Source organism: Parazoarcus sp. PS-13 R2A (assembly GCF_057621855.1).
In genome coordinates this window covers 21,654-44,586 of record NZ_JBYEXN010000004.1, presented here as the reverse complement: position 1 = coordinate 44,586, position 22,933 = coordinate 21,654, and the positions used below count along the sequence as shown (strand labels likewise).

At 64.5% G+C, this 22,933-nt stretch carries 23 protein-coding genes; 8 read left to right on the top strand and 15 right to left on the bottom strand.

Translation table 11 applies throughout. The features are described from left to right. Window positions 1-84: 84 nt before the first annotated feature. The 3 genes from arsC to AC22G6_RS05675 all read left to right on the top strand — a co-directional run bounded on the left by arsC (window position 85) and on the right by AC22G6_RS05675 (window position 3,540). Window positions 85-507, top strand: a complete 423-nt coding sequence (gene arsC / locus AC22G6_RS05685; protein WP_487365966.1) for an arsenate reductase (glutaredoxin) — start codon at window positions 85-87, stop codon at window positions 505-507. Next, window positions 500-1,222 (top strand): arsenical resistance protein ArsH, encoded by a 723-nt coding sequence (gene arsH / locus AC22G6_RS05680; RefSeq protein WP_487365965.1) that lies wholly within the window; start codon window positions 500-502, stop codon window positions 1,220-1,222. The genes arsC and arsH overlap by 8 nt, the downstream gene beginning before the upstream one ends. A 116-nt stretch (window positions 1,223-1,338) precedes the next feature. Beyond that, window positions 1,339-3,540: a phospholipase D-like domain-containing protein gene (locus tag AC22G6_RS05675; RefSeq protein WP_487365964.1), complete on the top strand. Its 2,202-nt coding sequence runs from the start codon at window positions 1,339-1,341 to the stop codon at window positions 3,538-3,540. Between the two features lie 79 nt (window positions 3,541-3,619). Here AC22G6_RS05675 and AC22G6_RS05670 read toward each other — a convergent pair whose 3' ends face one another. The 4 genes from AC22G6_RS05670 to AC22G6_RS05655 form a co-directional block, all read right to left on the bottom strand. Then, a complete protein-coding gene (locus tag AC22G6_RS05670) occupies window positions 3,620-4,777 on the bottom strand; it encodes an alpha/beta hydrolase (RefSeq protein ID WP_487365963.1) in 1,158 nt (385 codons plus the stop codon). Between the two features lie 147 nt (window positions 4,778-4,924). Next, window positions 4,925-5,230, bottom strand: coding sequence for a N(2)-fixation sustaining protein CowN (gene cowN / locus AC22G6_RS05665; protein WP_108950011.1), 306 nt, complete (start codon window positions 5,228-5,230; stop codon window positions 4,925-4,927). A gap of 86 nt (window positions 5,231-5,316) precedes the next feature. Continuing rightward, on the bottom strand, window positions 5,317-6,018 hold the full coding sequence (locus AC22G6_RS05660; RefSeq protein ID WP_487365962.1) for a Crp/Fnr family transcriptional regulator: 702 nt from the start codon (window positions 6,016-6,018) through the stop codon (window positions 5,317-5,319). Window positions 6,019-6,118: 100 nt separating this feature from the next. Then, the gene (locus AC22G6_RS05655; protein ID WP_487365961.1) at window positions 6,119-6,607 is read right to left on the bottom strand and encodes a phasin family protein; all 489 of its coding nucleotides are present in this window, start codon (window positions 6,605-6,607) and stop codon (window positions 6,119-6,121) included. A gap of 408 nt (window positions 6,608-7,015) precedes the next feature. Between AC22G6_RS05655 and AC22G6_RS05650 the strand changes: the two genes are divergently transcribed. The 4 genes from AC22G6_RS05650 (at window position 7,016) to AC22G6_RS05635 (ending at window position 9,979) form a co-directional block, all read left to right on the top strand. Then, window positions 7,016-7,447: a PaaI family thioesterase gene (locus AC22G6_RS05650; RefSeq protein ID WP_487365960.1), complete on the top strand. Its 432-nt coding sequence runs from the start codon at window positions 7,016-7,018 to the stop codon at window positions 7,445-7,447. 41 nt (window positions 7,448-7,488) lie between these two features. After that, window positions 7,489-7,827 carry a hypothetical protein gene (locus AC22G6_RS05645; RefSeq protein ID WP_487365959.1) on the top strand — a complete coding sequence of 113 codons (339 nt, stop codon included), beginning with the start codon at window positions 7,489-7,491 and terminating at the stop codon, window positions 7,825-7,827. Between the two features lie 91 nt (window positions 7,828-7,918). Next, the gene (locus AC22G6_RS05640) at window positions 7,919-8,800 is read left to right on the top strand and encodes a LysR substrate-binding domain-containing protein (protein WP_487365958.1); all 882 of its coding nucleotides are present in this window, start codon (window positions 7,919-7,921) and stop codon (window positions 8,798-8,800) included. Between the two features lie 255 nt (window positions 8,801-9,055). Continuing rightward, entirely contained in the window at window positions 9,056-9,979 is a 924-nt protein-coding gene (locus tag AC22G6_RS05635) for a branched-chain amino acid transaminase (protein ID WP_487365957.1), read from the top strand. Window positions 9,980-10,051: 72 nt separating this feature from the next. Here the strand turns inward: AC22G6_RS05635 and AC22G6_RS05630 are convergent, their stop codons facing one another. The 5 genes from AC22G6_RS05630 to AC22G6_RS05610 form a co-directional block, all read right to left on the bottom strand. Next, window positions 10,052-11,362 carry a Glu/Leu/Phe/Val family dehydrogenase gene (locus tag AC22G6_RS05630; RefSeq protein WP_487365956.1) on the bottom strand — a complete coding sequence of 437 codons (1,311 nt, stop codon included), beginning with the start codon at window positions 11,360-11,362 and terminating at the stop codon, window positions 10,052-10,054. A gap of 136 nt (window positions 11,363-11,498) precedes the next feature. Continuing rightward, the gene (locus tag AC22G6_RS05625) at window positions 11,499-12,419 is read right to left on the bottom strand and encodes a LysR family transcriptional regulator (protein ID WP_108950004.1); all 921 of its coding nucleotides are present in this window, start codon (window positions 12,417-12,419) and stop codon (window positions 11,499-11,501) included. A gap of 113 nt (window positions 12,420-12,532) precedes the next feature. Beyond that, window positions 12,533-12,898, bottom strand: coding sequence for a cytochrome b5 domain-containing protein (locus tag AC22G6_RS05620; protein WP_487365955.1), 366 nt, complete (start codon window positions 12,896-12,898; stop codon window positions 12,533-12,535). Beyond that, entirely contained in the window at window positions 12,898-14,166 is a 1,269-nt protein-coding gene (locus tag AC22G6_RS05615) for a ferredoxin reductase family protein (RefSeq protein ID WP_487365954.1), read from the bottom strand. The genes AC22G6_RS05620 and AC22G6_RS05615 overlap by 1 nt, the downstream gene beginning before the upstream one ends. Further along, window positions 14,163-14,459 carry a hypothetical protein gene (locus AC22G6_RS05610; RefSeq protein WP_487365953.1) on the bottom strand — a complete coding sequence of 99 codons (297 nt, stop codon included), beginning with the start codon at window positions 14,457-14,459 and terminating at the stop codon, window positions 14,163-14,165. The genes AC22G6_RS05615 and AC22G6_RS05610 overlap by 4 nt, the downstream gene beginning before the upstream one ends. 211 nt (window positions 14,460-14,670) lie before the next feature. Between AC22G6_RS05610 and AC22G6_RS05605 the strand changes: the two genes are divergently transcribed. Beyond that, window positions 14,671-16,182: an AMP nucleosidase gene (locus tag AC22G6_RS05605; protein ID WP_487365952.1), complete on the top strand. Its 1,512-nt coding sequence runs from the start codon at window positions 14,671-14,673 to the stop codon at window positions 16,180-16,182. Between the two features lie 55 nt (window positions 16,183-16,237). Here the strand turns inward: AC22G6_RS05605 and AC22G6_RS05600 are convergent, their stop codons facing one another. The 6 genes from AC22G6_RS05600 to AC22G6_RS05575 form a co-directional block, all read right to left on the bottom strand. Beyond that, window positions 16,238-17,491, bottom strand: coding sequence for a glycoside hydrolase family 2 TIM barrel-domain containing protein (locus AC22G6_RS05600; protein WP_487365951.1), 1,254 nt, complete (start codon window positions 17,489-17,491; stop codon window positions 16,238-16,240). 67 nt (window positions 17,492-17,558) lie between these two features. Beyond that, window positions 17,559-19,127, bottom strand: a complete 1,569-nt coding sequence (gene pdxR / locus AC22G6_RS05595) for a MocR-like pyridoxine biosynthesis transcription factor PdxR (RefSeq protein WP_487365950.1) — start codon at window positions 19,125-19,127, stop codon at window positions 17,559-17,561. Window positions 19,128-19,564: 437 nt separating this feature from the next. Continuing rightward, the gene (gene tpx / locus AC22G6_RS05590; RefSeq protein WP_487365949.1) at window positions 19,565-20,065 is read right to left on the bottom strand and encodes a thiol peroxidase; all 501 of its coding nucleotides are present in this window, start codon (window positions 20,063-20,065) and stop codon (window positions 19,565-19,567) included. A 51-nt stretch (window positions 20,066-20,116) separates the two neighbouring features. Beyond that, complete coding sequence (locus AC22G6_RS05585; RefSeq protein WP_487365948.1) at window positions 20,117-21,001, bottom strand: cache domain-containing protein; 885 nt, start codon at window positions 20,999-21,001, stop codon at window positions 20,117-20,119. A gap of 102 nt (window positions 21,002-21,103) precedes the next feature. After that, a complete protein-coding gene (locus AC22G6_RS05580) occupies window positions 21,104-22,225 on the bottom strand; it encodes a transglutaminase-like domain-containing protein (RefSeq protein ID WP_487365947.1) in 1,122 nt (373 codons plus the stop codon). Between the two features lie 14 nt (window positions 22,226-22,239). Then, on the bottom strand, window positions 22,240-22,761 hold the full coding sequence (locus AC22G6_RS05575; RefSeq protein ID WP_487365946.1) for a TlpA family protein disulfide reductase: 522 nt from the start codon (window positions 22,759-22,761) through the stop codon (window positions 22,240-22,242). Window positions 22,762-22,933 lie beyond the last annotated feature (172 nt).

Below are 22,933 nucleotides of genomic sequence, written 5' to 3'. Positions count from 1 at the left end.
GGTGCAACCCGAGTTGCGTCTGGCGCCGTATCGGCGATACTTGGGGGCTCACTTCAATGACCCGCCCCCGGAGGGCACATAGCCATGAGCGACATCACCATCTTTCACAACCCCAGATGTGGTACCTCACGCAACACCTTGGCGATGATCCGCAACACCGGCGCCGAACCCGTCGTGATCGAGTACCTGAAGACCCCCCCGACACGGGCGCAACTGCTGGAAATGATTGCGGCCAGCGGCCTGTCGGTGCGCGAGGTGATGCGCAGCAAGGAAACAGTGTTCAGCGAGCTCAGCCTGGGCGATGCCGGTTTGAGCGACGATGCGCTGATCGACGCCATGATGGCGCACCCGATCCTGATCAACCGGCCCATCGTGGTGACACCGCTGGGGACGCGGCTGTGCCGGCCGTCCGAGGTGGTGCTGGAGATTCTCCCGCAGGCACAGCAGGGCGCATTCACCAAGGAAGACGGACAGGCGGTGGTGGATGCGGAGGGCAATCGTGTCTGATGCACTGAACGACATGCCCAATCTGCGTGCGGATCTGTTCCGGGCGCCCGATCTGGAACAACTGTGCCCCGCACAACGCTCAACCCATGCACCGCGCATCCTGCTGCTCTACGGTTCGCTGCGTAAGCGCTCGTTCAGCCGTCTGGTGGTCGAAGAAGCCGCCCGCATGTTGCAGGCCATGGGCGCCGAAGTGCGCATCTACAATCCGAGCGGCCTGCCACTGCCGGACGACGCGCCCGACACCCACCCCAAGGTGGTGGAGCTGCGCGAGCTGGCGCAGTGGGCAGAGGGCATGGTGTGGTGCTCGCCGGAACGCCACGGGGCGATGACCGGCATCATGAAGGCACAGATCGACTGGATTCCGCTCGCGGTAGGCGCAGTACGCCCCACCCAGGGCAAAACGCTGGCGGTCATGCAGGTGAGTGGCGGTTCGCAGTCGTTCAACGCCGTGAATCAGATGCGTGTGCTCGGGCGCTGGATGCGCATGCTGACCATCCCCAACCAGTCGTCGGTGGCGAAGGCCTTCCTGGAATTCGACGATAACGACCGTATGAAGCCGTCGGCATATTACGATCGGGTGGTGGACGTGATGGAAGAACTGGTCAAGTTCACCCTGCTGACGCGGGATGCGGCGGGGTATCTGGTGGACCGCTACAGCGAACGCAAGGAAAGCGCCGAGGAGCTGTCGCGGCGAGTGAATCAGAAGTCGATCTGACCGCGGAACGGCGCGGTTTGTGCTGCGATATCCAATGACGTTAAGCTGGGCCGCTGCCAACACACACGGCATGCGCTCAGCAGACGTGCTTCGAACAAATGCGCAGGGAGACATCAATGAAGCGGCACCTACTCGTACTTCTCACCGTCCCGGCCGTACTCATGGCCGGCTGCGCCTCGAACACGCTGATGCAGCAGCCCGCGCTCGACGCTGCACTGACGCAGAACGCCAGCGCCGGTCCGCTGGCGCTCGCCGAGGGCAGCGTGATGATGAACAACGACGCCGCATTTTCGGCGAAGCTGCGGCTGATCTCGGCTGCGCGCGAAAGCCTCGACCTGGCGTATTACATCTTCTCCGACGACTACACCTCCTCACTGCTCAGCCAGGCGCTGATCGATGCGGCCGAGCGTGGCGTGCGCGTGCGCCTGCTGGTGGATTACTTCAGCGGCTACAAGGATCTCGACCGTTTCAGCTGGCTCGAACAGCAGGGCGGCGGCAACATCGAGGTGCGCTTCTATAACCGTCCGACACTGGAAATCATCAAGGATGCGGCCTTTCTCACCCTGAGCTGCGCCGATGTGGGCGCCAGCAGAAGCGCCTGCGATGACGAGAAAGTGCGGGTGGTCAACAGCCACTTCGAACCCGATGCACTTAACGGACAGGGCTTCTCCAACCGCAGCTTTGCGGGCTCCGGCCTCTTCCTGTCAGGCCTTTATGGCAAGCACGTGCCCTTGCTTGCCTATGCGGTCACGCGCGGCCAGAGCATCGACACCGAAACCCTGGCCGCTGGCGCACCGGCGGCCGACGACAAGCGCAACGAGCAACTCAAGGTGCTCGGCAAACTCTATTTCAAGGCACGCTACTTGGGCGGCGTCGAGAGCACCATCGCCAAGCTGAAGCTCGCCTACGTGCGCACCGTATTTGCCGATCAGGTGAATCCGGTGTTCGACACCGTCAACAGCTACCTGCCACTCGCGCGCCAGAACAACGCGCAGGCCCAGAAGGACTGGGATTACCTCACCGAATTCCTGCACCACAAGTTTCTGCTGGCCGACCGCAGCAGCCTGCTGCTCGGCGGTCGCAACGTGGAAGATTCCTACCACATGGAACCGGGTCCGCTGGCGGACAAGTACACCTTCATGGATACCGACGTCAGGCTGACGCTGAAGGGGCAGGATGCAACGCTGGCCACCACCTTCGACCGCCTGTGGCAGTTGCGCAGCATGGTGGCCTCGATCGGCGAGGTGCGCCAGCACGCGCCCAACGACCTGCTCGCCAACTTCGACGCCGTCCAGGCCGCGCAGGATGCGTGCAATGGCGGCAAGGACAGCGCCTGCGTGGATCGGGAACTCGACCGACGCTTCGTCCCGCTTGCCAGCCGCATGCAGGCCGTCGACGCCCGTCACCGCCAGCACATCCTGCGCTATGCCAACGAATACCGCGTGGCCGACGCCCCGCCGCCGCTGCGCATTGACGACGGCGCCAGCATCCACTACCTGGAGAACCTGCCGGTCACCCAGGGCCAGCGCAGCTACGGCGTGCGCCACAACCGCGAAGCGGCCACGAACAAGCACATTCAGGCGCTGTGGCGTGCCGCGCTGCAAAGCGTTTGCGCCGCCGGAACGACCCCGCGCGAGGTGGTGTTCCACAACGCCTACCTGTTCATGCCCGCCAACCTGCTGCAGGACGTCGGCGTCATGCTCGACGGCACGCGTCCGTGCCCGGGTGTGAGCCTGTCGTTGATCACCAACTCGCTCGCGACCACTGATCTTAACGTGGTGAACCTGCTCGCGGTGTGGCAGCTCAAGGCGCTGGCCGATCACCTGCAGGAGACGGGCCCTGCCGCCAATACGGCCACCCTGCGCTACCTGGAATACCAGCCGGTGGACAACAGCCGCCGCTCGCTGCATTCCAAGGTGATGCTGTTCGACCGGGACGTCTTCATTGGCTCGGCCAACGCCGATGTGCGCAGCCTGATGATGGACAGCAACAATGGCGTGATGATCCGCAACGCGCCGGACTTCGTGCAGGCCTACCGCGACCGTCTGCAGGCCCTGCTCGCGCGTCCCGGCTTCATTGCCGACCAGACCGCACTCATCGGCCGCGACAAGGCGGAACTGAGCGTCGAGATGAATGCACTCGTCGATCAGCTGCTGGCCCGCTACGCCGGCGACGACCGCCTGTCTGCCGAGCAGCAGGCAGACCTGAAGCAGCAGGTTCAGGACACCACGCAGAAGGTGTACGCCCTGTCGCGCGAAATCCTGCGCGGCAACGCCAAGGCCGCGGACGAGTTCAACGCATTGTTCAAGGCAATCTGAAACGGGAAACTGAACAGCGAAACGAACATGACCGGGTGGGCGCCCAGTTGCGGCGCCTGACCCCGTCGCGCCGGCTGCGTCAGTTCAGCCTGTACATGTTGCGGCCGATATCGAAGACGAGACCGGTTTCGGCGTAGTTGCCGTTGAACGCTTCGTCGAAGAACGCTTTCACCTTCGCATTCTTCAGCGCGCCGCCTTCAAAGTAGGCGTGCTCGCTGCCGACATGGGGCTGATTGGTGAAATCCACGTACACGGCCTGAGGACAGTCGAGCTTGTACGGATAATGCCCCAGGCGCGCCAGCTGCTGCTCGCCGACCTTCATCCGCGAGGCCAGCAGGGCGCTGTCGCGCTCGTTGATGGTGACATAGATGCGCCCACGACACTGGATGCGCCCCACCCACTCCGCATGGTTCTCGTTGTTGGCATCGGCGGCCACCATCAGCACGTTGTCGAACAGCAGCCGGTTGCCCCGGTACACCGAAGACTTGAGCAGGTGTTTGAACAGGTAATTGCCCATGCTGTGCAGCATGATGCTGACGTTGAACGGGCACCATTTCTGCGACTCTCTGGTAAAGAAGAGATCCCACTGTTCCGCATCGATCTGCCCGGGCTTGTCCTTGTTGGCGTAACGCGCGTTGGCCAGCGCTTCGACCCGCTTCACATGGTCTTCGTGAATCCGGTTAAGGATGTCCTCGAGCTTGCCCAGGCAGCGGTCGAGTGCGCCGGTGGACGCCAGTGCGTCGCGCTTGTCGCTGAGGTAGCTGACCACGCCTTTCACACCGCCGCCATTGGCCGGCCAGGTGAAGGGCAGGACTTCGACGCCGTAGGTCTCTTCGATTTCTTCGGCGCGATCGAGTACGGCCTGCACGTTGTTGTTGAAGCCGTGCACAAAGAACACCAGGTTGCGGCCCTTCTGCTTGCCCTTGCCTTTGCCCTTCGGCTTTCCGCCGAGCATCTTCGGATTGACCCTTTCCACGATGCGACGGGCCACATAGGCACTTGCATACAGGGGCTTCTTCTTGCCGGTATCCGGATCGACCTCGTGCGTCAGCCCTACCTCGGCCGCCATCTCGTCGGAGATCTCGTCGGGCAGGATCCTGATCCGCCACTCCTTGCCATCCCGCACCGCCTCGGCAAGGCGCAGTTCGTTCGGCCCGCAGGCATTCGGATAAGACTTGAATGCGTCCTTGACGGTGGTCTTGGTCTCGTCGACTTCACGATTGGTGACGATGAACATGCTCGGTCTCCCCCGGACTTGAGTCCTGTTTTTTGTCATGCACTGATGCAGGAGCGCAGCGCAAGGAACGGTGCGGCGCGCTTCTGCACTATAGCAATGTTCAATCCGGCATGACGCCCGCGGTCACCGGCAGCGGGCGGGAAGGGCTCAGAAGCACTGCTCCTCGAGCTGTTCCAGCAGGTCGAGCGCTTCCTGATCGTGATGACGTTCGAAGAGCTCGCGCACCGGGTTGACGAAACTCGCGAGCAGCAACAGATCGTCGCAGCGCACACCGGTCGTCGCGGCCCGACGTTCCTTGAACAGCTTGAGCAAGGTCTGCTCATCGGGATCTTCACTCCGCAGACGGAGCAGGATGTCCATCAGGCGACGCGCGTTGCCGTCGCAATCAATGCCCTTGAAGCTGACATAACGATCGGGTTGTGCGGCACAGCAGGGGGAGGGAGGGGTACTCATGGCGACCTGGCGGATGCGTTATCGGAGGCCGCATCATCGCGCCCGCAAGCCTGCGCCGTCTGTCGCGTGGACGACGAATAATCCAATCAGGACGGCATTCTTCCGCTTTCGTGCCAATGCTCCAGCCGCTCCAGCTGATTCACCCGCAGCAGATGTCTGCCGCGACGCTCGAGAATACCGAGTCTGACCATCGCACTCAGCTGGGCGGAAACCGTCTGGCGAGTGCTACCCAGCAACAGCGCAACTTCGCCCAGCGACATGCCGAGCGGTGTCAGCCAGCCCTCACCGTCGGGTGTGCCGTGCTGCCGCGTCGTCTCGGCAAGGTAGGCCGCAAGGCGTGCGCCCGCATCCTTCAGGGAAAGACGCTCGATGCGGCGGATGACGTCGTTGAGCAGCTTGCCCAGCGCACGCATCAGAAAAGGCGTCAGCCCCGGGTGATGCGCCATGCGCTCGGCGAAACGGCGCGTATCCATGGCCACAATGGTGCTTGCACCGGCACTGGCAAGATAGGCCGGTGTATGGGTACTGAAGATATCGCCAGACTCGAGGAAGGACAGCGTGATCTCGCGCTCGTCGCTGGCGAGATAGGCACGCACGCGCCCGCTGATGACGATGAAGACCCGGTCATGGGCGCTGCCGGGTGTAGCGATCAGTTCGCCCTTGGCGTACCTGATGTGTTCAAAGCCTGCGAGAAAACCCGCGCCGGCCTCGGAATGCAGAAATGCAAGAAACCCGGGCCGGGCCATCATGCTGGCAGGACGGTGATCAGGCGGGGGGATTTCGTGCATGGGCTCGCGTGGTACTGGCCTGGGGCCGGACGCGCCGAGAGCGCCCCGGCACGGTCCAGACCCTGAACGGCGGCGTGCGAACACCCCGCCAGGTGCATCCTCAGGCGGTTTTCTTTGCCTTCGGTGCAGGCGCTTCAGCGACCTCTGTCGGCTCCTGAATGCTGTCGGTGATGGTCTTCAGGTTGGCCGAGGTCAGCTCGGTCGCCTGCTCAGCGAGCTTGGTGAACATTTCGAGCATCGGATTCGTGCTGGGAGTGGTTTCGCCGAGCAGGGCCATCTGCTGGGTGACGATCTTGGAGATTTCCTGCTGCATGTCGGCCGTAATCTGGGTTACACCGCGAAAGTATTCCATGACCTGTTCCGTCGCCTTTGCCCCAAAGGGGCCTGCCAGATTCTGCATCTCGTTCATGTCCTTGATTTCGGTGAATGACTTGGAGGCTGCAATACCGTCCTGAAATGCCGTCTTTGCCGTCGCGAGATTCAGCGCGGAAAGGCGTTCGAGACTCGAAAGCGTGACCTCGGACAAGGTCGCGAACGCTTCGGTGCTCGTCTTCAGGGCTTTTGATTGCTCAGACGTGATCTTAATCATAATGATCTTCCTTGTGAGAGTACGTGTTTCGATGCTTCGGGGCAGGTCTGGCGCGCGCGTGGGTGCGATCCCGTCTTATTGCGAGTTTGTGGTGCGCCGCAACATGCTTGGGTCATTATGGCCGTTATCCGGTCATAGTCAATGTCTGATGCAAACGCGGAGGCACTTGTCATTCACATTTATGTCATATAAATGACATCAGACCAGACACCGCGACCGCAGGGCTCCCACACGGCCCACCTTACATCCCGTTTATTGCAGAATTGCCTCGTATTTGCGACATGGCGTCCTGTTAAGCGGGGCCTTCGAAGCAACGGGCACACAGCCCGAAACCGGGGCTGGCGACGCCGCCTTGCGCATGTCCGAGCGATCGGTATGCTGCATGAACAACACATCAGGAGACTCCGAATGAGCCAGCTTCGTCCCGACATCACCCTCGAACTCCTCAGGCAGCGCGGCAGCGAATATCTGCCCGGTTACCTCGGCATCGAAATCCTGAGCATTGCCGAGGGCGTGCTGACCAGCCGGATGCCAGTCAAACAGCTGCACTTTGCGCCAAACAGGTTTCTCCACGCAGCGAGCATCGTCGCCCTGGCCGACACCACCTGCGGTTACGGCACCATTGCCCATCTGCCGGCAGGGGCCGAATCCTTTACCACCATCGAGCTTAAGAGCAACCACCTTGGCACCGTGCGCGAGGGCAGTATCGCCTGCGTGGCAACCGCCCAGCATCTCGGGCGCAGCACCCAGGTCTGGGACGCCGTGGTCACCGACGAGGCCAGCGGGCGCAAGCTGGCCCTGTTCCGCTGTTCGCAGATGATCCTGTGGCCGAAGGGCTGAACGCCGTCCATACTGAACAGGAGGACTTTGCGGAGCCTGAAATGCGACGCCACCTGACCCGAAGCAAGACCGCGCTCATCGTGATCACGCTGACACTGGCACTGTGCCAGCCGGTGTCTGCCCAGCAGCGGGAGCCGATAACAGGCGACAGGGGCAGCGACATGGCAGTGGATCTGGTTCTGGTGCGCCCGCTCGGCATCGTTGCCACGGTGATCGGCACGGCTGGCTTCATCATCGCCCTGCCCTTCACGGTGCCCAGCGGCAGTGTGGAGGAGACCGCGAGGGAATGGATCGGAGCGCCGCTGGAATACACCTTCAACCGTCCACTGGGTAACTTCGATACCTGCGGCGCCGACCGCCACCCCTGCGGCAGCCGCTAGCGCGACAACCGCTTCGGCGTGTGCACCGCACCCGCCCACCCGGTCACGTGGCGCGTTACCATCGGTGCGGAATATCCACTGAAGTCCCGCCATGCATCTGCCTCCGCTCCAGTCGATTGTCGCTTTCGAGGCCGCCGCGCGTTGCGGCAGTTTTCTGGCAGCGGCGGACCAGCTGAACCTGACACCTTCCGCTGTGAGCCACCGCATCAAGGCGCTGGAAGCCTGGCTGGGCATCAGACTGTTCGAGCGCTGGCATCGGCAGATCAGCCTGACCGCCGAAGGGCTGGACTATCTGGCAGAAGTGCAGAGCGCGCTCGGCCGCATCGAATCCGCCAGCGCCCGCATGCGTGGCGCCAGAAAGCATGAGCTGCGGCTGTCGGTTGCGCCTGCGCTGGGTGCGAAATGGTTCGTCGGCCAGCTCGCCGACTACCGTAGCGAACATCCGGAAGTCAGCTTCGTACTGTCCACCGCGTCCACCCTGGCACCGGTGGCGGCCGGCAAGAGCGACCTCGGCGTGTGTTACGGCGAACCACCCTGGCCGGGGCTGGAGGCCTACGAACTGCGCCGCGAAACGGTGTTTCCGGTGTGCAGCCCGGCGCTCGCAGCACGACTCGGCACACCGGCCGATCCCGCACAGCTCGCCACGCTGCCCTTGCTGCGCCACCCGCTGCTCGAGTGGAAACCATGGTTCGCCGCAGCCGGCATCGACCGCGAAGAACCGGTCGAGGGCATGGTGTTCGAGGATGCAATGATGATGCTCGAAGCCGCTGCAGCAGGCGTCGGCGTGGCGCTCACCGTCGGCTTGCTTGCGCGCAGCTATCTGACCGAGGGCAGCCTGGTCAGGCCTTTCGCACACCATGCCGAAGGCAAGGGCTTCTATGCGGTGCTGCGCCCGGAAGCCTACGAGCAGCGCTGGGTGCGGCATTTCGTGCGCTGGCTGCAGGGCCGCGCACGCAGCGAAGTACAGGGCTGAGCCCCCTGCCGTTCACATGAATCCTGTTCACCCGAACTGGCCGCGTTTTCGTTTGAGGCCGCTTACTGCGAGCGGCACTCTGCTCACACCCGCCTCACTCGATCACCACACGACCGCGCACACATCCGTGCCAGGCCGCTGAAACCCATCGTCGTTTCTCCACGTGGATCGAACGCACCGTCATCACCGGTGCGCGACAACGCCCCCGCACATGCGGCGTGCGTTTCCCCTTTTCGATCGCACAAGGAACACATCATGAGCATGGAAGACCGCGACGGCTGGATCTGGATGGACGGGCACTGGCTGCCCTGGCGCGATGCGAAGGTGCACGCGATGACTCACACCCTGCACTACGGGCTGGGCTGTTTCGAAGGCATCCGCGCCTATGCCACTGCCGACGGCCCGGCCGTGTTTCGGCTCGACGATCATGTCGAACGCCTCTACGACTCCGCCCACATTCTCGGGCTGGAGATGCCTTTCGACCGCGACGCCTTGCGCAACGCCTGCTGCGAAGCGATCAGCCGCAACGGCCTGGCCAGCGGCTATATCCGCCCGCTGGTTTTCCTCGGCGCCGAGAAGGCGGGGATCGACCCCGCCGGCGCGGCGGTTCATGTCATGGTCGCCGCCTGGTTGATGAAGGCCTACCTCGGCGACAAGGGCATGGAGCAGGGCATCCGGGTGAAGGTGGCGAGCTTTGCGCGCCATCATGTGAACGTGCAGATGTGCCGCGCGAAATCGGTGTCGACCTATACCAACTCCATCCTCGCCTGCCGCGAGGCGCGGACCGAGGGCTACGATGAAGCCCTGCTGCTCGATACCGACGGCTTCGTCGCCGAAGGGCCGGGCGAGAACGTGTTCGTGGTGAAGCGCGGCGTGATCTGGGAACCCGAGATCACCTCGGCGCTGGACGGCATCACCCGGCGCACGATCCATGCGCTGGCACAGGAAGCCGGCTACGAGATCCGCGCCCGCCGCATCACCCGCGACGAACTCTATGTGGCGGATGAAGTGTTCTTCACCGGCACCGCGGCCGAGATCACACCCGTGGTCGAGGTTGACCGCCGCCGCGTGGGCAGCGGTCAGCCGGGCATGGTGACCCGCGAACTGCAGCAGCGCTTCTTTGCTGCCGTGCGCGGAGAAGACAGGCGTCACGCCGAATGGCTGACGCGGGTCGGTTAAAAATGGCGTGCCGCCGGACACTCTTTCCCCGTTCCGGCGGCACGTCCTGAGAAACCGGCCCTGAACCCCCGGTCAGGGGTAGAGACCCCGCTCGGCGCGGGCTTCGAGCACCCGGTGGCAGGCAATGATGAAGGCGGCGGTACGCAGCGACACCTGCTTCTCGTCGGCGATCTGCCAGATCGCGTTGAAGGCGCCGACCATGATGCGCTCGAGGCGATCGTTGATCTCGTCCTCGGTCCAGAAGAAGCTGGAGAAGTCCTGCACCCACTCGAAGTAGGACACGGTCACACCGCCGGCGTTGGCCAGCACGTCCGGCACCACCAGAATGCCGCGATTGCGCAGGATGTCGTCCGCTGCCGGCGTGGTCGGGCCGTTTGCGCCTTCGACCACGATGCGGGTGCGGATGCCTTCGGCGCGCTGCGGCGTGATCTGGCCTTCGAGCGCTGCAGGCACGAGGAACTCGCATTCGAGACGCCAGAAGTCCTCGATATCGATCGCCGACGCACCGGCAAAGCCTGCAAGACTGCCCTTGGCGGCAACGTGGGCGAGCGCGGCCGGAATGTCGATGCCTGCCTCATTCACCAGCGTGGCGGCGTGGTCGGCAATTGCGATCACGCGCGCACCGGACTCATGGAACAGACGGGCGCCAATGCCGCCGACGTTGCCGAAACCCTGCACCACGACGCGCGCGCCTTCGAGCGGCACGTTGAGGTGACGTGCGGCTTCGCGGGCGGTGATGAACACGCCGCGACCGGTGGCCTCACGGCGCCCGAGGCTGCCGCCGAGCGCGATCGGCTTGCCGGTGACGACGCCGGTCGCAGTGCCGCCGCGATTCATCGAGAAGGTGTCCATCATGATCGCCATGGTCATCTCGTTGGTGCCGACATCCGGCGCCGGGATGTCGCGGTCGGGGCCGATGATGATGCCGATCTCCGAGGTGAAGCGGCGCGTGATGCGCTGCAGCTCGCCCTTGCTCACGCTCTTCGGATCGAGGCGGATACCGCCTTTTGCGCCACCGAAGGGCAGGCCGACCGCCGCGTTCTTGACCGTCATCCAGCCCGACAGCGCCATCACTTCGTTGAGCGTCACATCGGGGTGGAAACGGATGCCACCCTTGCCCGGACCACGCGACAGGTTGTGCTGCACCCGGTAACCCTCGTAGTGCGCAATCGTGCCGTCGTCGCGCTCGATCGGCACATCGACGATCAGCGTGCGCTTGGGGTGCTTGAGGGTCTCGATCCAGCGCTCCAGCTCACCCAGATAGGGTCGCACGCGCTCGATCTGTTCGACGAAACTCGCCCACGGTTCGGGCGCAGCCGGATTGAGGTAGGACAGCCCGGCGATGCGGGCCTTGGCGTAATCGGAACCGGGCAATGCAGACATGTGCTTCTTCCGTGTGGGGAGTGGAGCACGCATTCTGCGCAAGCCCAGATGGCGAGAGGATGCTGTTGCTTCATGTCATCATGCGTTCTGCGCATAACCATGCCATACGGGCATGCACCGCAATCCGGGACCAAGCTCAGGCAGCAGGAGATGCCGCAGCCGTGCTCAACAGGTGCTCCCACAACTGCTCGAGTTCGGGACGGACGTTGGCGCGATCACGGTACAGGCGCACCTCCATGTCGAGACTCCACTCCGGCCCGCCCGCACCCACCAGATCGCCGCGCTTGAGCTCGCCACTGACCGCACTCTCGGGCAAGAAAGCCAGACCGTGGCCAGCCAGCAGCATGGCCTTGAGACTCTCGGCCATGTCGGATTCGTAGTGCAGCGCCAGATGGACCGGGGTCGTGGCACGGTCGAGGATGGTGTCGACCATGCGCCGCAGGTAGGTGTTGGGCCCGTAGCGCAGGAACGGAACCGGCGCATCCGGGGTGCCGGGCAGCTGCCAGTGGCGGTCCTGCGCCGCCGTGCGGGGGATGAAGGGACGTACGCGCTCGACTCCCAGGGTCAGGCCTTCGAAGCGTGCCGGATCGAGCCACACCGGGTGCGATGCGTGGTGATAGCACAGCAGCAGGTCGCAGCCGCCCTCGACCAGCGTCATCACTACGTCATGGACATTGCCCGCCATCAGGCGTGTCGGCAGTTCGCCGAAACCGGCCTTGAGCTGGCCGAGCCAGCCGGGAAAGAAGGCAAACGCCAGCGTATGCGGAACGGCAAACACCAGCGCATCGCTCGCAACTGCCTGGTAACCGCGCACCTGGGCGCGCGCCGCATGCAGACGCTTGACCAGGTCGGCGGCCGGCCCCTTGAAGGCCTCGCCCGCAGGTGTGAGCCGGGTGGGATATGTGCTGCGGTCGATCAGGGCGACGCCGAGCCAGGCTTCAAGCGCCCGGATGCGGCGCGAGAACGCCGGCTGGGTGACGTGGCGCTGCTCGGCCGAGCGCGAAAAGCTGCCGCTGGCGACGAGACTCAGGAAGTCCTCGAGCCATTTGAGTTCCATATCCGATTTCCCGAGATCCCTTGGCGAATGTCCATGCGCAACCGCTGCGAGGCCCCATTCTAGAGACAAGCGCGCACGTGTGCACCGGCAGCGTCGGCCGGCCCATCCAAGCCTTACTTCAGCACACCGATATGGTATTTCGGCAACAGGGAGTCGGCGTAGGGCGAGTGCGGGCGCCCCTTGGTCTTGGTGAGGTAGGCCTCGGACGCATCCTTGCCGCACCACGGCGTAATCACATCCGGATCGGACGGGTGCTGGGGCAGATAGGTACTGAAATCGAAGACATCGGTGCCGAGAATCATCCAGCAGTCCGCCGCACTGTTGTGCCGCGCCACCTCGGCCGCGGTCACCACGCGCACGGCTGCCGCCGGCTTCACTTCAGCCCCGGCGTCGGGCGCCGTCGTCATCAGGCTTGCGATCCAGAACCCGCCCACCGCAAGCCAGAACACCAGCGTGGAAGAAACAAAGAGCTTGCGCATTATCGGAAGTCAAACCTTTCAAAGTGAATGGATGCGCCCGGCACACCGTGACGGTCGAGCGACGCACGCGCGGCATCGATCAGCGGCGCCGGACCGCACAGGTGGACGACACGCCCGGACACGTCCTCGATGTTGCCGAGCAAGGCGTCGAAATCGGGCGCACCATCGGCACGCATGGTGATCAGTGTAAGCGCGGAGTCGGCCGCCGCAAGGACCTTCAGCTCCTCAAGGTAGGCCGCATCGGCGTCGCTGCGGTAAAGGTAGATCAGTGTGGTCGGATGCGCGAGGCGTTCGCGCCGCAGCACAGCCAGAAACGGGGTGATGCCGATGCCGCCGGCAATCCACAACTGGGCACTGGAATGGCGCCCGGCCAGAAAGTTGCCGAAGGGGCCTTCCAGCCGCACCAGCACGCCGGATTCGAGCGCCTGCACATGGGTCGAGCACGGCCCCAGCGCCTTGATACCCACCGCGAGGCTGCCATCGGCGCCGATGCCGCTCACCGTAAACGGGTGAAACTCGCCGCAGCCATGAAAGTGCGGACCATTGCCGAAGGCGGCAAACACGAACTGGCCCGGCACCACTCGCAGGCGGGCGCCGCATGGGTCGAGCACCGCTTCGATCATCCGCGCCGCAGGTTTCACCACGCTGCGCACCCGGTAGGCATGCGCAGCGATGCCGAGATCCACCCCGAACAGGCGCCAGCACAGGGCGAGCACTGCCAGTGCCATGAACACCCACAGCGCACCCGGCTCGCCCAGCAGGGCCCACACATGGAGCAGCCCGCACAGCACGCCGATACCGGGCAGATAATGCAGCGCGCGCCAGCGCCGGTAGGGCAGGTTGAGGCTGAAGGTCGTGGCGAGACCGAGCATCAGACACAGCAGTCCGGCCCAGCCCAGCCACAGCGGCCAGCTCTGGAACCAGGGCGCCAGCGCCTGCCATGCGCGCTGCGGCGACTGAGTCCAGGCATCGAGCGCGATGGCCAGCGGGTGCAGCAGCAACAGCACATAGGCAAGCGTCCCGCTGCGATGATGCCAGCGATACTGGACATCGAGCCCGCCGAGGAGTGCAGCCAGCCGCGGCCCCCTGACCATCAGCAGAAGACTGCCCACCAGCAGGCCGGTGCCAAGCCAGGCCGATACGATGGCGACGCTGCGCCAGGGCGGCAAACCCTGTGGCAGCGCCCATCCGGCGCCACTCAGTGCAAGCATCAGCAGCAAGACGGGCGCGATCATTTCATTGAGCGGGAAGCGGGACCGCGTGTTCATTTCAGCCTGCCCTCGGAACGCAACTGATCACACACGGACTGCCGACGCGGGCTCAGAACGAGGCCGGCGCGATCTGCCCTGGCCTGCATTTCGGCATGGTGCGCGGCAACGTACGCGGTGCAGGCCTCGTAGGTATCGAAGCCGCGCAGACGGCGCTGATGCTCGATGCGCTCGTCGGGCGTCATCAACGCCCAGCCCTGCACATTGTTCTCAAGGGCTCGCCACGGCCCCGGATACGCGGGCAGGGCATACCCAGCAAGCACGACCAGGATCAGGAAAAAGCGACGCGGCATGACGAACTCTTTGCGATCGACGCGATGTACACCGAAAAGCATAGCCCCCATGCAGCACGAAGGATATGTGCAGGATCAAGACCTTGTCGCTTAACACGGCGCCAGGGCGAAACCCCGGACCCCGTGCCGGATTCCCCGGGCTTCATCCTATCCACACGGAACTGCGCTACGCTCGGCCTGAATCGAACTGATAAACCAACAGGAGGCTGTCATGGCTCCCGAAGTCCATGGTGACGCGCCCTACTTTGCCCCTTCGCGCTTCGACGACCCGGTCGCCGCGATGGCCCGTGTAAGCGAGATCTACGACAGCGGTGTTTCCCACCTGCGCAATGCGCTGCAACGCTTCGTGGCCGGCGACGGCGTCGGTCGCCACGTGCGCGCCTGCTATCCCTTCGTGCGCGTGCGCACCGATACCGTCGCACGTGCCGATTCGCGCCTGTCCTACGGTTTCGTGGCCGGGCCCGGAATCTATGAGACGACACTCACGCGGCCCGGACTGTTTGCCGACTACTACCCCGAGCAGTTCCGGCTCTTGCTGGAAAATCACGGTGTTTCGCTGGAGATCGGCAGCAGTACGCAACCGATCCCACTGCACTTTGCGATGACCGGTCAGGACCACATCGAAGGTCAGCTCGATCCCGCACAGCGCCAGCGCCTGCGCGACATCTTCGATCTGCCCGATCTCAACGCGATGGACGACGGCATCGCCAACGGCACCTACGAGCCGCCGGCAGGCGAACCCCATCCGCTCGCGCTGTTCACCGCCCCGCGGGTGGACTACTCCCTGCAACGGCTGAGCCACTACACCGGCACCGCGCCCGAGCATTTCCAGAACTTCGTGCTGTTTACCAACTACCAGTTCTACATCGACGAGTTCATCAAGCTGGGCCATACCCTGATGCAGGAAAACACTGCGGATCACGGCTACAAGGCCTTCGTCGAGCCTGGCAACGTCATCACCCGCCGCGCGGGCGAGACCGCGCATCCCGGCGATGAGGCGGGCAAGGCACCGCCGCGGCTGCCGCAGATGCCGGCCTACCATCTCAAGCGCAAGGGGCGCGGCGGCATCACCATGGTGAACATCGGGGTCGGCCCGGCCAACGCCAAGACCATTACCGATCACATCGCGGTATTGCGCCCCCACGCCTGGATCATGCTCGGCCACTGCGCCGGGCTGCGCAACACACAGGAACTCGGCGACTACGTGCTGGCTCACGGCTATGTACGCGAAGACCATGTGCTGGACGAGGAACTGCCGCTGTGGGTGCCGATCCCGCCGCTGGCCGAGGTGCAGCTCGCGCTGCAGGCCGCAGTGGCCGACGTGACCCGGCTCAGCGGCTATGAGCTCAAGCGCCTGATGCGCACCGGCACCGTGGCCAGCACCGACAACCGCAACTGGGAGCTGCTGCCCTCGCACGGCGGCAACAGCAGCCCGGAGCGCCGCTTCAGCCAGAGCCGCGCAGTCGCGCTCGACATGGAGTCCGCCACCATCGCCGCCAACGGCTTCCGCTTCCGCGTGCCCTACGGCACCCTGCTATGCGTCAGCGACAAGCCCCTGCATGGCGAGATCAAGCTCCCCGGCATGGCCAATCAGTTCTACCGCGAGCGCGTCGATCAGCACCTGAGAATCGGCATCCGCGCCATCGAGCGCCTGCGCGAACAGGGCGTGGACAAATTGCACAGTCGCAAGCTGAGAAGCTTCACCGAGGTGGCGTTCCAGTAGGTCGCAAGCGTATTGCGACCCGCGATGACGCCCGACAGGCACGGAAGGCAACGCGTCAGGGGGCCGCGCGCACCAGGAACGGCAAGTTGGCGGTCGCGGCCTTGCCGCCTGCGCCCCTGACCGTGATGAACAGGCGATAGGCGCCGGGCTGTTTCGGCGCAAGAAAGCTCACCTGACCGTTGTCCGAGCCCAGCAGCGGAACATCGATGCGGGCGGGGGCGGCTTCCTTGTCGCCCCCCAGACGCAGGTCGGTGGCTTCGGCTCGCACGACCCACTCCGTGCTCAGACGCACATCGTCGGCACTGCGAGCGTCGACCCCGGCCGACACCCTCGCGCCCGGCGCGAACACGTCGGCCGAGATGCCCACGCCGAGAATCGTCGGCGCGCGGTGCAGGGGCGGGCGGCCCCACGCCTCGGCCAGCGCATCGGTCATTTCGGTGAGGCTGCCGTCAGCCAGCAGCAGGCCGTGCCAGGTAGCGGTCTGCTCCTGCTTGGCGCCCCACAGGAAAGGAAACACCCCGCGCACCTGTGGTTCGGCATGCAGGGCGGCCAGCGCCTTGCGATAGAAGTCCGCCTTCTGGCGGCTGGTGAGCTCCACCGGCGCGCCCCAGGGTTTGCGCCCCGCCTGCCACTGACCCAGCGCACCGAGTTCGGCGACGACAACCGGCTTGGTGATGCCTGCGCTGCGCAGGCGTTGTGGCAGATCGAACACCGCGCCGGCATAGAGATTGATGCCTAGCAGATCGACATTGGCACAACAGTCGGCCAGCAGCTTGAGGCGATCGAGGCTGGTGTCGGCCACCACCATCATCGTCGGCCGGGCGGGATCGAGTTTCTTCACCACCCCGGCGAGACGATCGACCTCGCGCCAGGCGGGCATGGGGTCGGCCTCACCGGTTTCGACCTCGTTCCCCACGCCCCAGGCAATGATCGCCGGGTGGCTGCGGTAACGCATGACAAAGCGCCGGATGTCCTCCTCCTGCGCCCGCAGTGCAGCGCCATCGTCGAGACGGAAACCGTGGCGCGGATGCCCGACCCACAGGCCCATTACCACCTTGAGACCGCGTGCCTGCGCCTCATCGAGCACCCAGGCGTCGGACTCACGATAGACACGAATCACCCTGGCGCCGGCCTCGGCGAGCCGGGTCAGCGCCGCGCGGTCGCCTTCGAAGGCCGCACCCTGCCACTGCGGGCCCGCGACCTGGGCAGGCACTGCGCCGGCAGACAGGGACAGCACGAGTGCAGCAGCAAGGTGACGCCAGGCCGGACTGCGCCAGCAAAACAGGGGGTGTACGCGGGTCGTCGACATGATGGCCATGAACGATGGAATGTGGCAGTCGGACCGCGCCTCCGGCACAAAGGTTCTGCGGCCTGACTCAACTGGCCATTGCCATTGCCACCGCCCGGTATTCCGAGGGCCGAAGCAGACGAATCGAATGATTCGATCGCGCCGGCCGGCATTTTTTCACCACCTGCGCGAGCGCGATGATGCCCGCCTCGATCTTCTCCGGTGCGATCGACGCATAGCCCAGCCGGATGAAGTGCTCGTGGGCTGAACCCGAGAAGAAGGGCTCGCCGGACTCGATCAGCACGCCGGCGTCCATCGCCTCGCGACGCAGGCGAAGGGGATCGATGCCGTCCGGGACCTTTGCCCAGATCGAGGCACCGCCGCTGGGACGACGGAACTCGAAATCGGGCAGGTGGCGGGTGAGTGCATCGGACAGCAGCTCTGCCCGCTCCGACAGGATCGACGTGGTCCGGCGCAGCAGCGAGTCGTAGTGTCCCTGAGCAATGAAGAGCGCGAGTGCGCGCTGATTGTTGGATGGCGGATGGCGGATCATCAGGCGGCGCAGTTTGCGGGCGGCGGAGATGAGCTCCGGATTGCCCACCATGTAGCCGACACGCAGCCCGGGTGAGATCACCTTGGACACGCTGCCGATATACACCACCTGATCGTGGCGATCGATGGCCTTGAGAGCGGGTGAGGGCTGTCCGTTGTACTGGATCTCAGCATCGTAGTCGTCCTCGATGATCACCACGTCGTTTCTGGCCGCTTCCTGCAGCAATGCGATGCGCCGCTCGGTGGACAGCGTGGCGCCCGAGGGACAGTGATGGCTGGGCGTGCAGTACAGGTAGCTCACATCCTTCAGATGACCGGACGCCAGCGCACCGTCGGCGTCCATCGGCACCGGAACGATGCGTGCCTGACGCCGCGCGCAGATGTTGCGGGCATCCATGTAGCCCGGCTCCTCGATGGCGACCCCGGTACCGGGCTTGATCAGCAGTTCGGCCAGCATGTACAGGGCGTGCTGGGTGCCAAGGGTGATCAGGATCTCGGACGGGTGCGCAGCGATGCCACGGCGCGGCAGCACCCGCCGGATGAGCTGATCCACCAGAGCGTCGTCGTCGTGCTCGATGGCATCGGACGCCCAGTTGTGAATCTCGCCCACGCTCAGCGCCAGCCGGCTGCACTCGCGCCATTCGGCCACCGGAAACATCTTCGGGTCAAACTGCCCATAGACGAAGGGATAGGGGTAACGCTGCCAGTCGGCCGGCTTCTCCAGCCATTTGTCCCGCTGCGGCGTGGCCGCCAGGCGTTTGCCCCAGGCCACCCGGGTAGAACGGGCTGCGTGTTCGGACTGGACCGGCTCGGGTTGGGCAGGCGAACCCTGCCTGACGTAATAGCCGCTGCGCGGGCGCGCCTCGAGATAGCCGTCACATACCAGTTGCTCAAGCGTGAGGACCACCGTGTTGCGGGCAACCTTCAGCATCACTGCAAGATTGCGGCTGGAGGGCAGGCGCGAGCCGCTGGCGATGCGGGCGTCGAGAATCGCGGCCACGATGGCACTGCGCAGCTGGCTTTGCAGCGTTGCGCCATCACGCTCGAAGTCGGGCAGCAGCTGACGCCACATCAGGCAGCAATCCTTTTCCTGGTTTGGTTTCATGGCACCCGCTCCGGTAGTGGTCCAAGGACCGTGGTTATCTGGCCCCATCGATGGAGCCAGACAAGTCCTAAGCAGATCCCGTACCACCCCGGTGAATCCCCAAAATGCTGCCACTTCCATGTCAATCAAGGACTTGCAGGCACTGTGGCGGTGCGTGCCAGCCAGCTGATGCACGATTATATTGCACTGCAACAGCATGAAATCCGGTGCCTTTCGCCACTGATCCGCCCACTTCATCGCCCGGGCGGAAGAATCTGGCCCCATGACTTCGCACAACTGGTTCCATGGAAGCCCCCAAAAAAACGCCGAAATCCGAGAAGGACGGGCTGAATGCATCAAAAAGGGGGCAGCGGAATGCGAAAAGGGGTGCCTCCCTGCGGATGGCACCCCTTTTCGGCTTCGCCGCCGCGCGGGCGGACGACACGAATGACGCAGACTTACTTCAGCACGGCCAGTGCAGCAGCGTAATCGGGCTCGTTCTTGATCTCGGACACGAGTTCGGAATGGATCACCTTGTTGTCGGCGTCGAGCACCACGACTGCGCGCGCGGTCACGCCGGCGAGCGGGCCGGAGGTGATGGCGACGCCGTAGTCGGTCGCGAAACCTGCGCTGCGGAAGGTCGACAGCGTCTGCACGTTGTCCAGGCCTTCGGCCACGCAGAAGCGCTTGGCGGCAAAGGGCAGGTCGGCCGACACCACCAGCACCACGGTGTTGTCGAGGCTGCCGGCTTCGGCGTTGAACTTGCGCGTGGAGGTGGCGCAGGTCGGGGTATCCAGGCTGGGGACGATGTTCAGCACCTTGCGCTTGCCGGCAAAGGCATCGAGGCCGACATCCTGCAAATCGGCAGCGGTCAGGCTGAATGCGGGCGCCGTAGCGCCGACCTGCGGGAAGCTGCCGGCGATTTCGATGGCGTTACCGCCGAGGGTTACTGTGCTCATGTTGATGTCCTCTTCAGGGGTGGGGCTGCCGGGCTCTGTGGGTGGCACCGGTCAGCGGGTGTAATAGCCTACACCAACGAGCTTGCCGTCGACTGCGCGAAAATAGGTGTGCTTGCTCTCGACCTTGGCGGTGGTGGGGTTGCGCCAGACATAATCGAGTTCGCCAGCGCCTTTCCTGCGCGCAATATTGATCATGTCGGTAATGACCGCCTTGCCCTTGGGATCGCGCAGGTCGTGGCCGTTGCGCCCGATCAGCGCCGGACTGGCGCCATGGGCGAGGAAGCGTCCGTCTTCCATATTCACCACCAGCACATACAGATCGTCCTGCGTGAACTTGCCGCCGATGCGCTGAAAATCGGCCAGCGCAACCGGAGCATCCGCCGCCAGGGCTTCCACCGCACGGTCGAGCAAATCGCGCGCCTGTGCAGCGCTGGCCCGTGGCGAATAGAAGCCGACGGCCACGATGACATCGCCGACCTTGCGGAACAGCGTCACCTTGGGCTCTTCGCGGTTCTGTACCGGATTCAGCCAGCGGTACTCCACCCGGCCGTTGCCCTTGGCCGCCGCCAGATCGAGAATCTCGCGAAAGAAGGCCTTGCCGCCCGCATCGGTCTGCTCCGTGACCTTGCTGCCGATCAGGGCAGCGGACGATCCGCCGCTGGCGAGAAAGCGTCCGTCGTCGGCGAGCGCGTAAACATACAGATCGCCATCGACAAAACTGCCCTGGCGGCTGAAATCCGTCACACCGTCCTTGCCCTTGGCCTCGATGTGGGCGACCGCACGATCGAGCAGGGTCGTTGCACGCTTTTCGTCCCATTGCTCGGACAGGCGCTGGGTTTCAGCAGTCGGGGCCTGGGCAAAGGCCGACAGCGGCGCAGCGCCACCCAGCGCCAGCAACAGTGCAAGACCAAGCGCATTACGGGTGTTTGAAAGCATGACGCGACTCCTGACTACTTGAACAATCGTAAGAGAACATAGAAAAAAACGCCGCCGATGTCGAGGAACATCGGCGGCGTCCTGCTTTGCGGGATGATCCGGTCAGGCCGCGATAAGTTCGCGCGAAGTCAGGGTGTAGCGGAAAGCGGCAGGATCGAGGCTGTCGAAGCGACCCGCCGCGTTCTCGCCCTGTGGATACATCAGGAACGGCACAACCGGTCCGGTGCTGCCGGGGAGCTTGAGGTCATGGCCGTAGTTATAGGCCAGCCAGTTGGTCTCCCAGGCACCAAACAACTGTTTGCGCGCCGCCACCACCTTGGCGTCGTCGAGCGCGAGCTTGCCCGGCGGCTCTTCGAGCACGACCTTGCGCACGTCGGCGGGATCGACCGGCACCCAGCCAAAGCGCGACAGAAACACTTCGGCGCGGCAGTGCTGCGCCTTCGACACATCGCCACTCTTGCCCAGGCTCTTGTAGCCGAAACGCGAGTCGGCCACGCGCACGCCGTAGACATCTCGCGACGGCAGTCCGACGGCACGGGCCAGACCGACATACAGGGTGTTGAGATCGGCGCACTTTCCCGACAGGTCACGGGTTTCGAGCATGGTGCGAATGTCGCCGACACCGCAGCCACGGGTCTTGGGATTGCGGAAAGTGTTGTCCACCACCCACTCGTAGATCGCGCGCGCCTTCTCCTCGTCGGTGTTCGCGCCGCGGGTGATCTCGAGCGCGGTGTCGCGCACGATGCCGTCGGTGGGCAGCAGCTCGGTGGCACGGGTGTAGAGGTCGAACTCGGCGGCCGAGAGTTCAACCGGACTGGCCGCCGGGCGGCTGAAGTCGATGGCGCGATCGCGGGTGGCGAAGCGGCTGACGACTTCCAGCTGGGGCTTGGCCGTATCCGGCGCCCACTCGGCGTAGAGCATGGAAGCGCCGTAGACGGGGTCGGTCTCGACCCGCATCACACTGGCGTTGCCCTGCCACAGGTTGCCCATCGGCCGGAACCACTCTGCAGCATCAACCGAAGGCAGCGGCACCCATGCGCGCAGCACGCCATCCGTCAGCTGCGGTTCGATGTGGCTGGTCAGCTCGAAGGTGCGCCAGCCGGTCTCGGGACTGGGCGCAAACGGTGCAGCCGGGGTCGCGCCAACAGCGGCCTTCGCGGTCAGGGCGGGCATGGCCAGGGTAGCGGCAAGCGTGGTGGTCTTGAGAAAATTGCGACGGTTCATCAGTGTGCTTCCTTTCAATTGGGGTTCATTCTTTTGTCGATGCCGGCAGCCTTGAGGACGCGGCTGCGCATGGCGGCATCGCGCCAGTCGGCTTCGCCGCGCACGCGCAGCCGGGGCTGGTGCGACGTGTCGAGCACATAGGTGGTGGGGATGGTGCGCACACCCCACTGGCGGGAGATCGCCTGATCGTGATCGGCGATCACGACGAGCGTGTCGAGCAGGTGATCATCGAGAAAGCGACGGGTATCGGCTGCACGGTCGGCCACGGCAACGGTGATCAGCACCATGCCGGGCTCGGCCTCGTCGAGCTCGACCAGGGCCGGCATCTCGTCACGACACGGCCCGCACCAGCTCGCCCAGAAATTGACCATCACCGCCTTGCCGCGCACACCATCGAGCGCCTTGAGCAGGGCGGGCGGAAAGGGTGGCAGCTGATCGATGGTCTCAAGCCCGTTCGCCTGTGCGCCGAACGGCAGCGACAGGGCAACGGCAAGGCTGGCGAGCAGGGCGCGGCCGACTGTGCGGCCAGTCTTCACCGGTCGCGATCCGGTTCGGAGTGGGCCGGCACACTGCCGCCGATGTGTGCAGGATTCGGAGGGCTCGCGCCAGGCGCAGCGCGAGCGCAAACACGCCTGCTGGAGGCGTATTCAATGGATGACATGTTGTTGCTCCCGATTTGTCGGTTACAGCACCGGTGCGGGAAGCCGC

Excerpts from the sequence above, each read along its gene's own strand:
- AC22G6_RS05675 (WP_487365964.1), top strand. The coding sequence starts at position 1,339 with ATGAAGCGGCACCTACTCGTACTTCTCACCGTCCCGGCCGTACTCATG.
- AC22G6_RS05625 (WP_108950004.1), bottom strand. The coding sequence starts at position 12,419 with ATGGAACTCAAATGGCTCGAGGACTTCCTGAGTCTCGTCGCCAGCGGC.
- AC22G6_RS05655 (WP_487365961.1), bottom strand. The coding sequence starts at position 6,607 with ATGATTAAGATCACGTCTGAGCAATCAAAAGCCCTGAAGACGAGCACC.
- AC22G6_RS05605 (WP_487365952.1), top strand. The coding sequence starts at position 14,671 with ATGGCTCCCGAAGTCCATGGTGACGCGCCCTACTTTGCCCCTTCGCGC.
- pdxR (WP_487365950.1), bottom strand. The coding sequence starts at position 19,127 with ATGAAACCAAACCAGGAAAAGGATTGCTGCCTGATGTGGCGTCAGCTG.
- AC22G6_RS05630 (WP_487365956.1), bottom strand. The coding sequence starts at position 11,362 with ATGTCTGCATTGCCCGGTTCCGATTACGCCAAGGCCCGCATCGCCGGG.
- tpx (WP_487365949.1), bottom strand. The coding sequence starts at position 20,065 with ATGAGCACAGTAACCCTCGGCGGTAACGCCATCGAAATCGCCGGCAGC.
- AC22G6_RS05645 (WP_487365959.1), top strand. The coding sequence starts at position 7,489 with ATGCGACGCCACCTGACCCGAAGCAAGACCGCGCTCATCGTGATCACG.
- AC22G6_RS05670 (WP_487365963.1), bottom strand. The coding sequence starts at position 4,777 with ATGTTCATCGTCACCAATCGTGAAGTCGACGAGACCAAGACCACCGTC.
- AC22G6_RS05650 (WP_487365960.1), top strand. The coding sequence starts at position 7,016 with ATGAGCCAGCTTCGTCCCGACATCACCCTCGAACTCCTCAGGCAGCGC.
- arsC (WP_487365966.1), top strand. The coding sequence starts at position 85 with ATGAGCGACATCACCATCTTTCACAACCCCAGATGTGGTACCTCACGC.
- AC22G6_RS05585 (WP_487365948.1), bottom strand. The coding sequence starts at position 21,001 with ATGCTTTCAAACACCCGTAATGCGCTTGGTCTTGCACTGTTGCTGGCG.
- AC22G6_RS05610 (WP_487365953.1), bottom strand. The coding sequence starts at position 14,459 with ATGCCGCGTCGCTTTTTCCTGATCCTGGTCGTGCTTGCTGGGTATGCC.
- AC22G6_RS05620 (WP_487365955.1), bottom strand. The coding sequence starts at position 12,898 with ATGCGCAAGCTCTTTGTTTCTTCCACGCTGGTGTTCTGGCTTGCGGTG.
- AC22G6_RS05640 (WP_487365958.1), top strand. The coding sequence starts at position 7,919 with ATGCATCTGCCTCCGCTCCAGTCGATTGTCGCTTTCGAGGCCGCCGCG.
- AC22G6_RS05660 (WP_487365962.1), bottom strand. The coding sequence starts at position 6,018 with ATGCACGAAATCCCCCCGCCTGATCACCGTCCTGCCAGCATGATGGCC.
- cowN (WP_108950011.1), bottom strand. The coding sequence starts at position 5,230 with ATGAGTACCCCTCCCTCCCCCTGCTGTGCCGCACAACCCGATCGTTAT.
- AC22G6_RS05615 (WP_487365954.1), bottom strand. The coding sequence starts at position 14,166 with ATGAACACGCGGTCCCGCTTCCCGCTCAATGAAATGATCGCGCCCGTC.
- AC22G6_RS05635 (WP_487365957.1), top strand. The coding sequence starts at position 9,056 with ATGAGCATGGAAGACCGCGACGGCTGGATCTGGATGGACGGGCACTGG.
- AC22G6_RS05580 (WP_487365947.1), bottom strand. The coding sequence starts at position 22,225 with ATGAACCGTCGCAATTTTCTCAAGACCACCACGCTTGCCGCTACCCTG.
- AC22G6_RS05600 (WP_487365951.1), bottom strand. The coding sequence starts at position 17,491 with ATGTCGACGACCCGCGTACACCCCCTGTTTTGCTGGCGCAGTCCGGCC.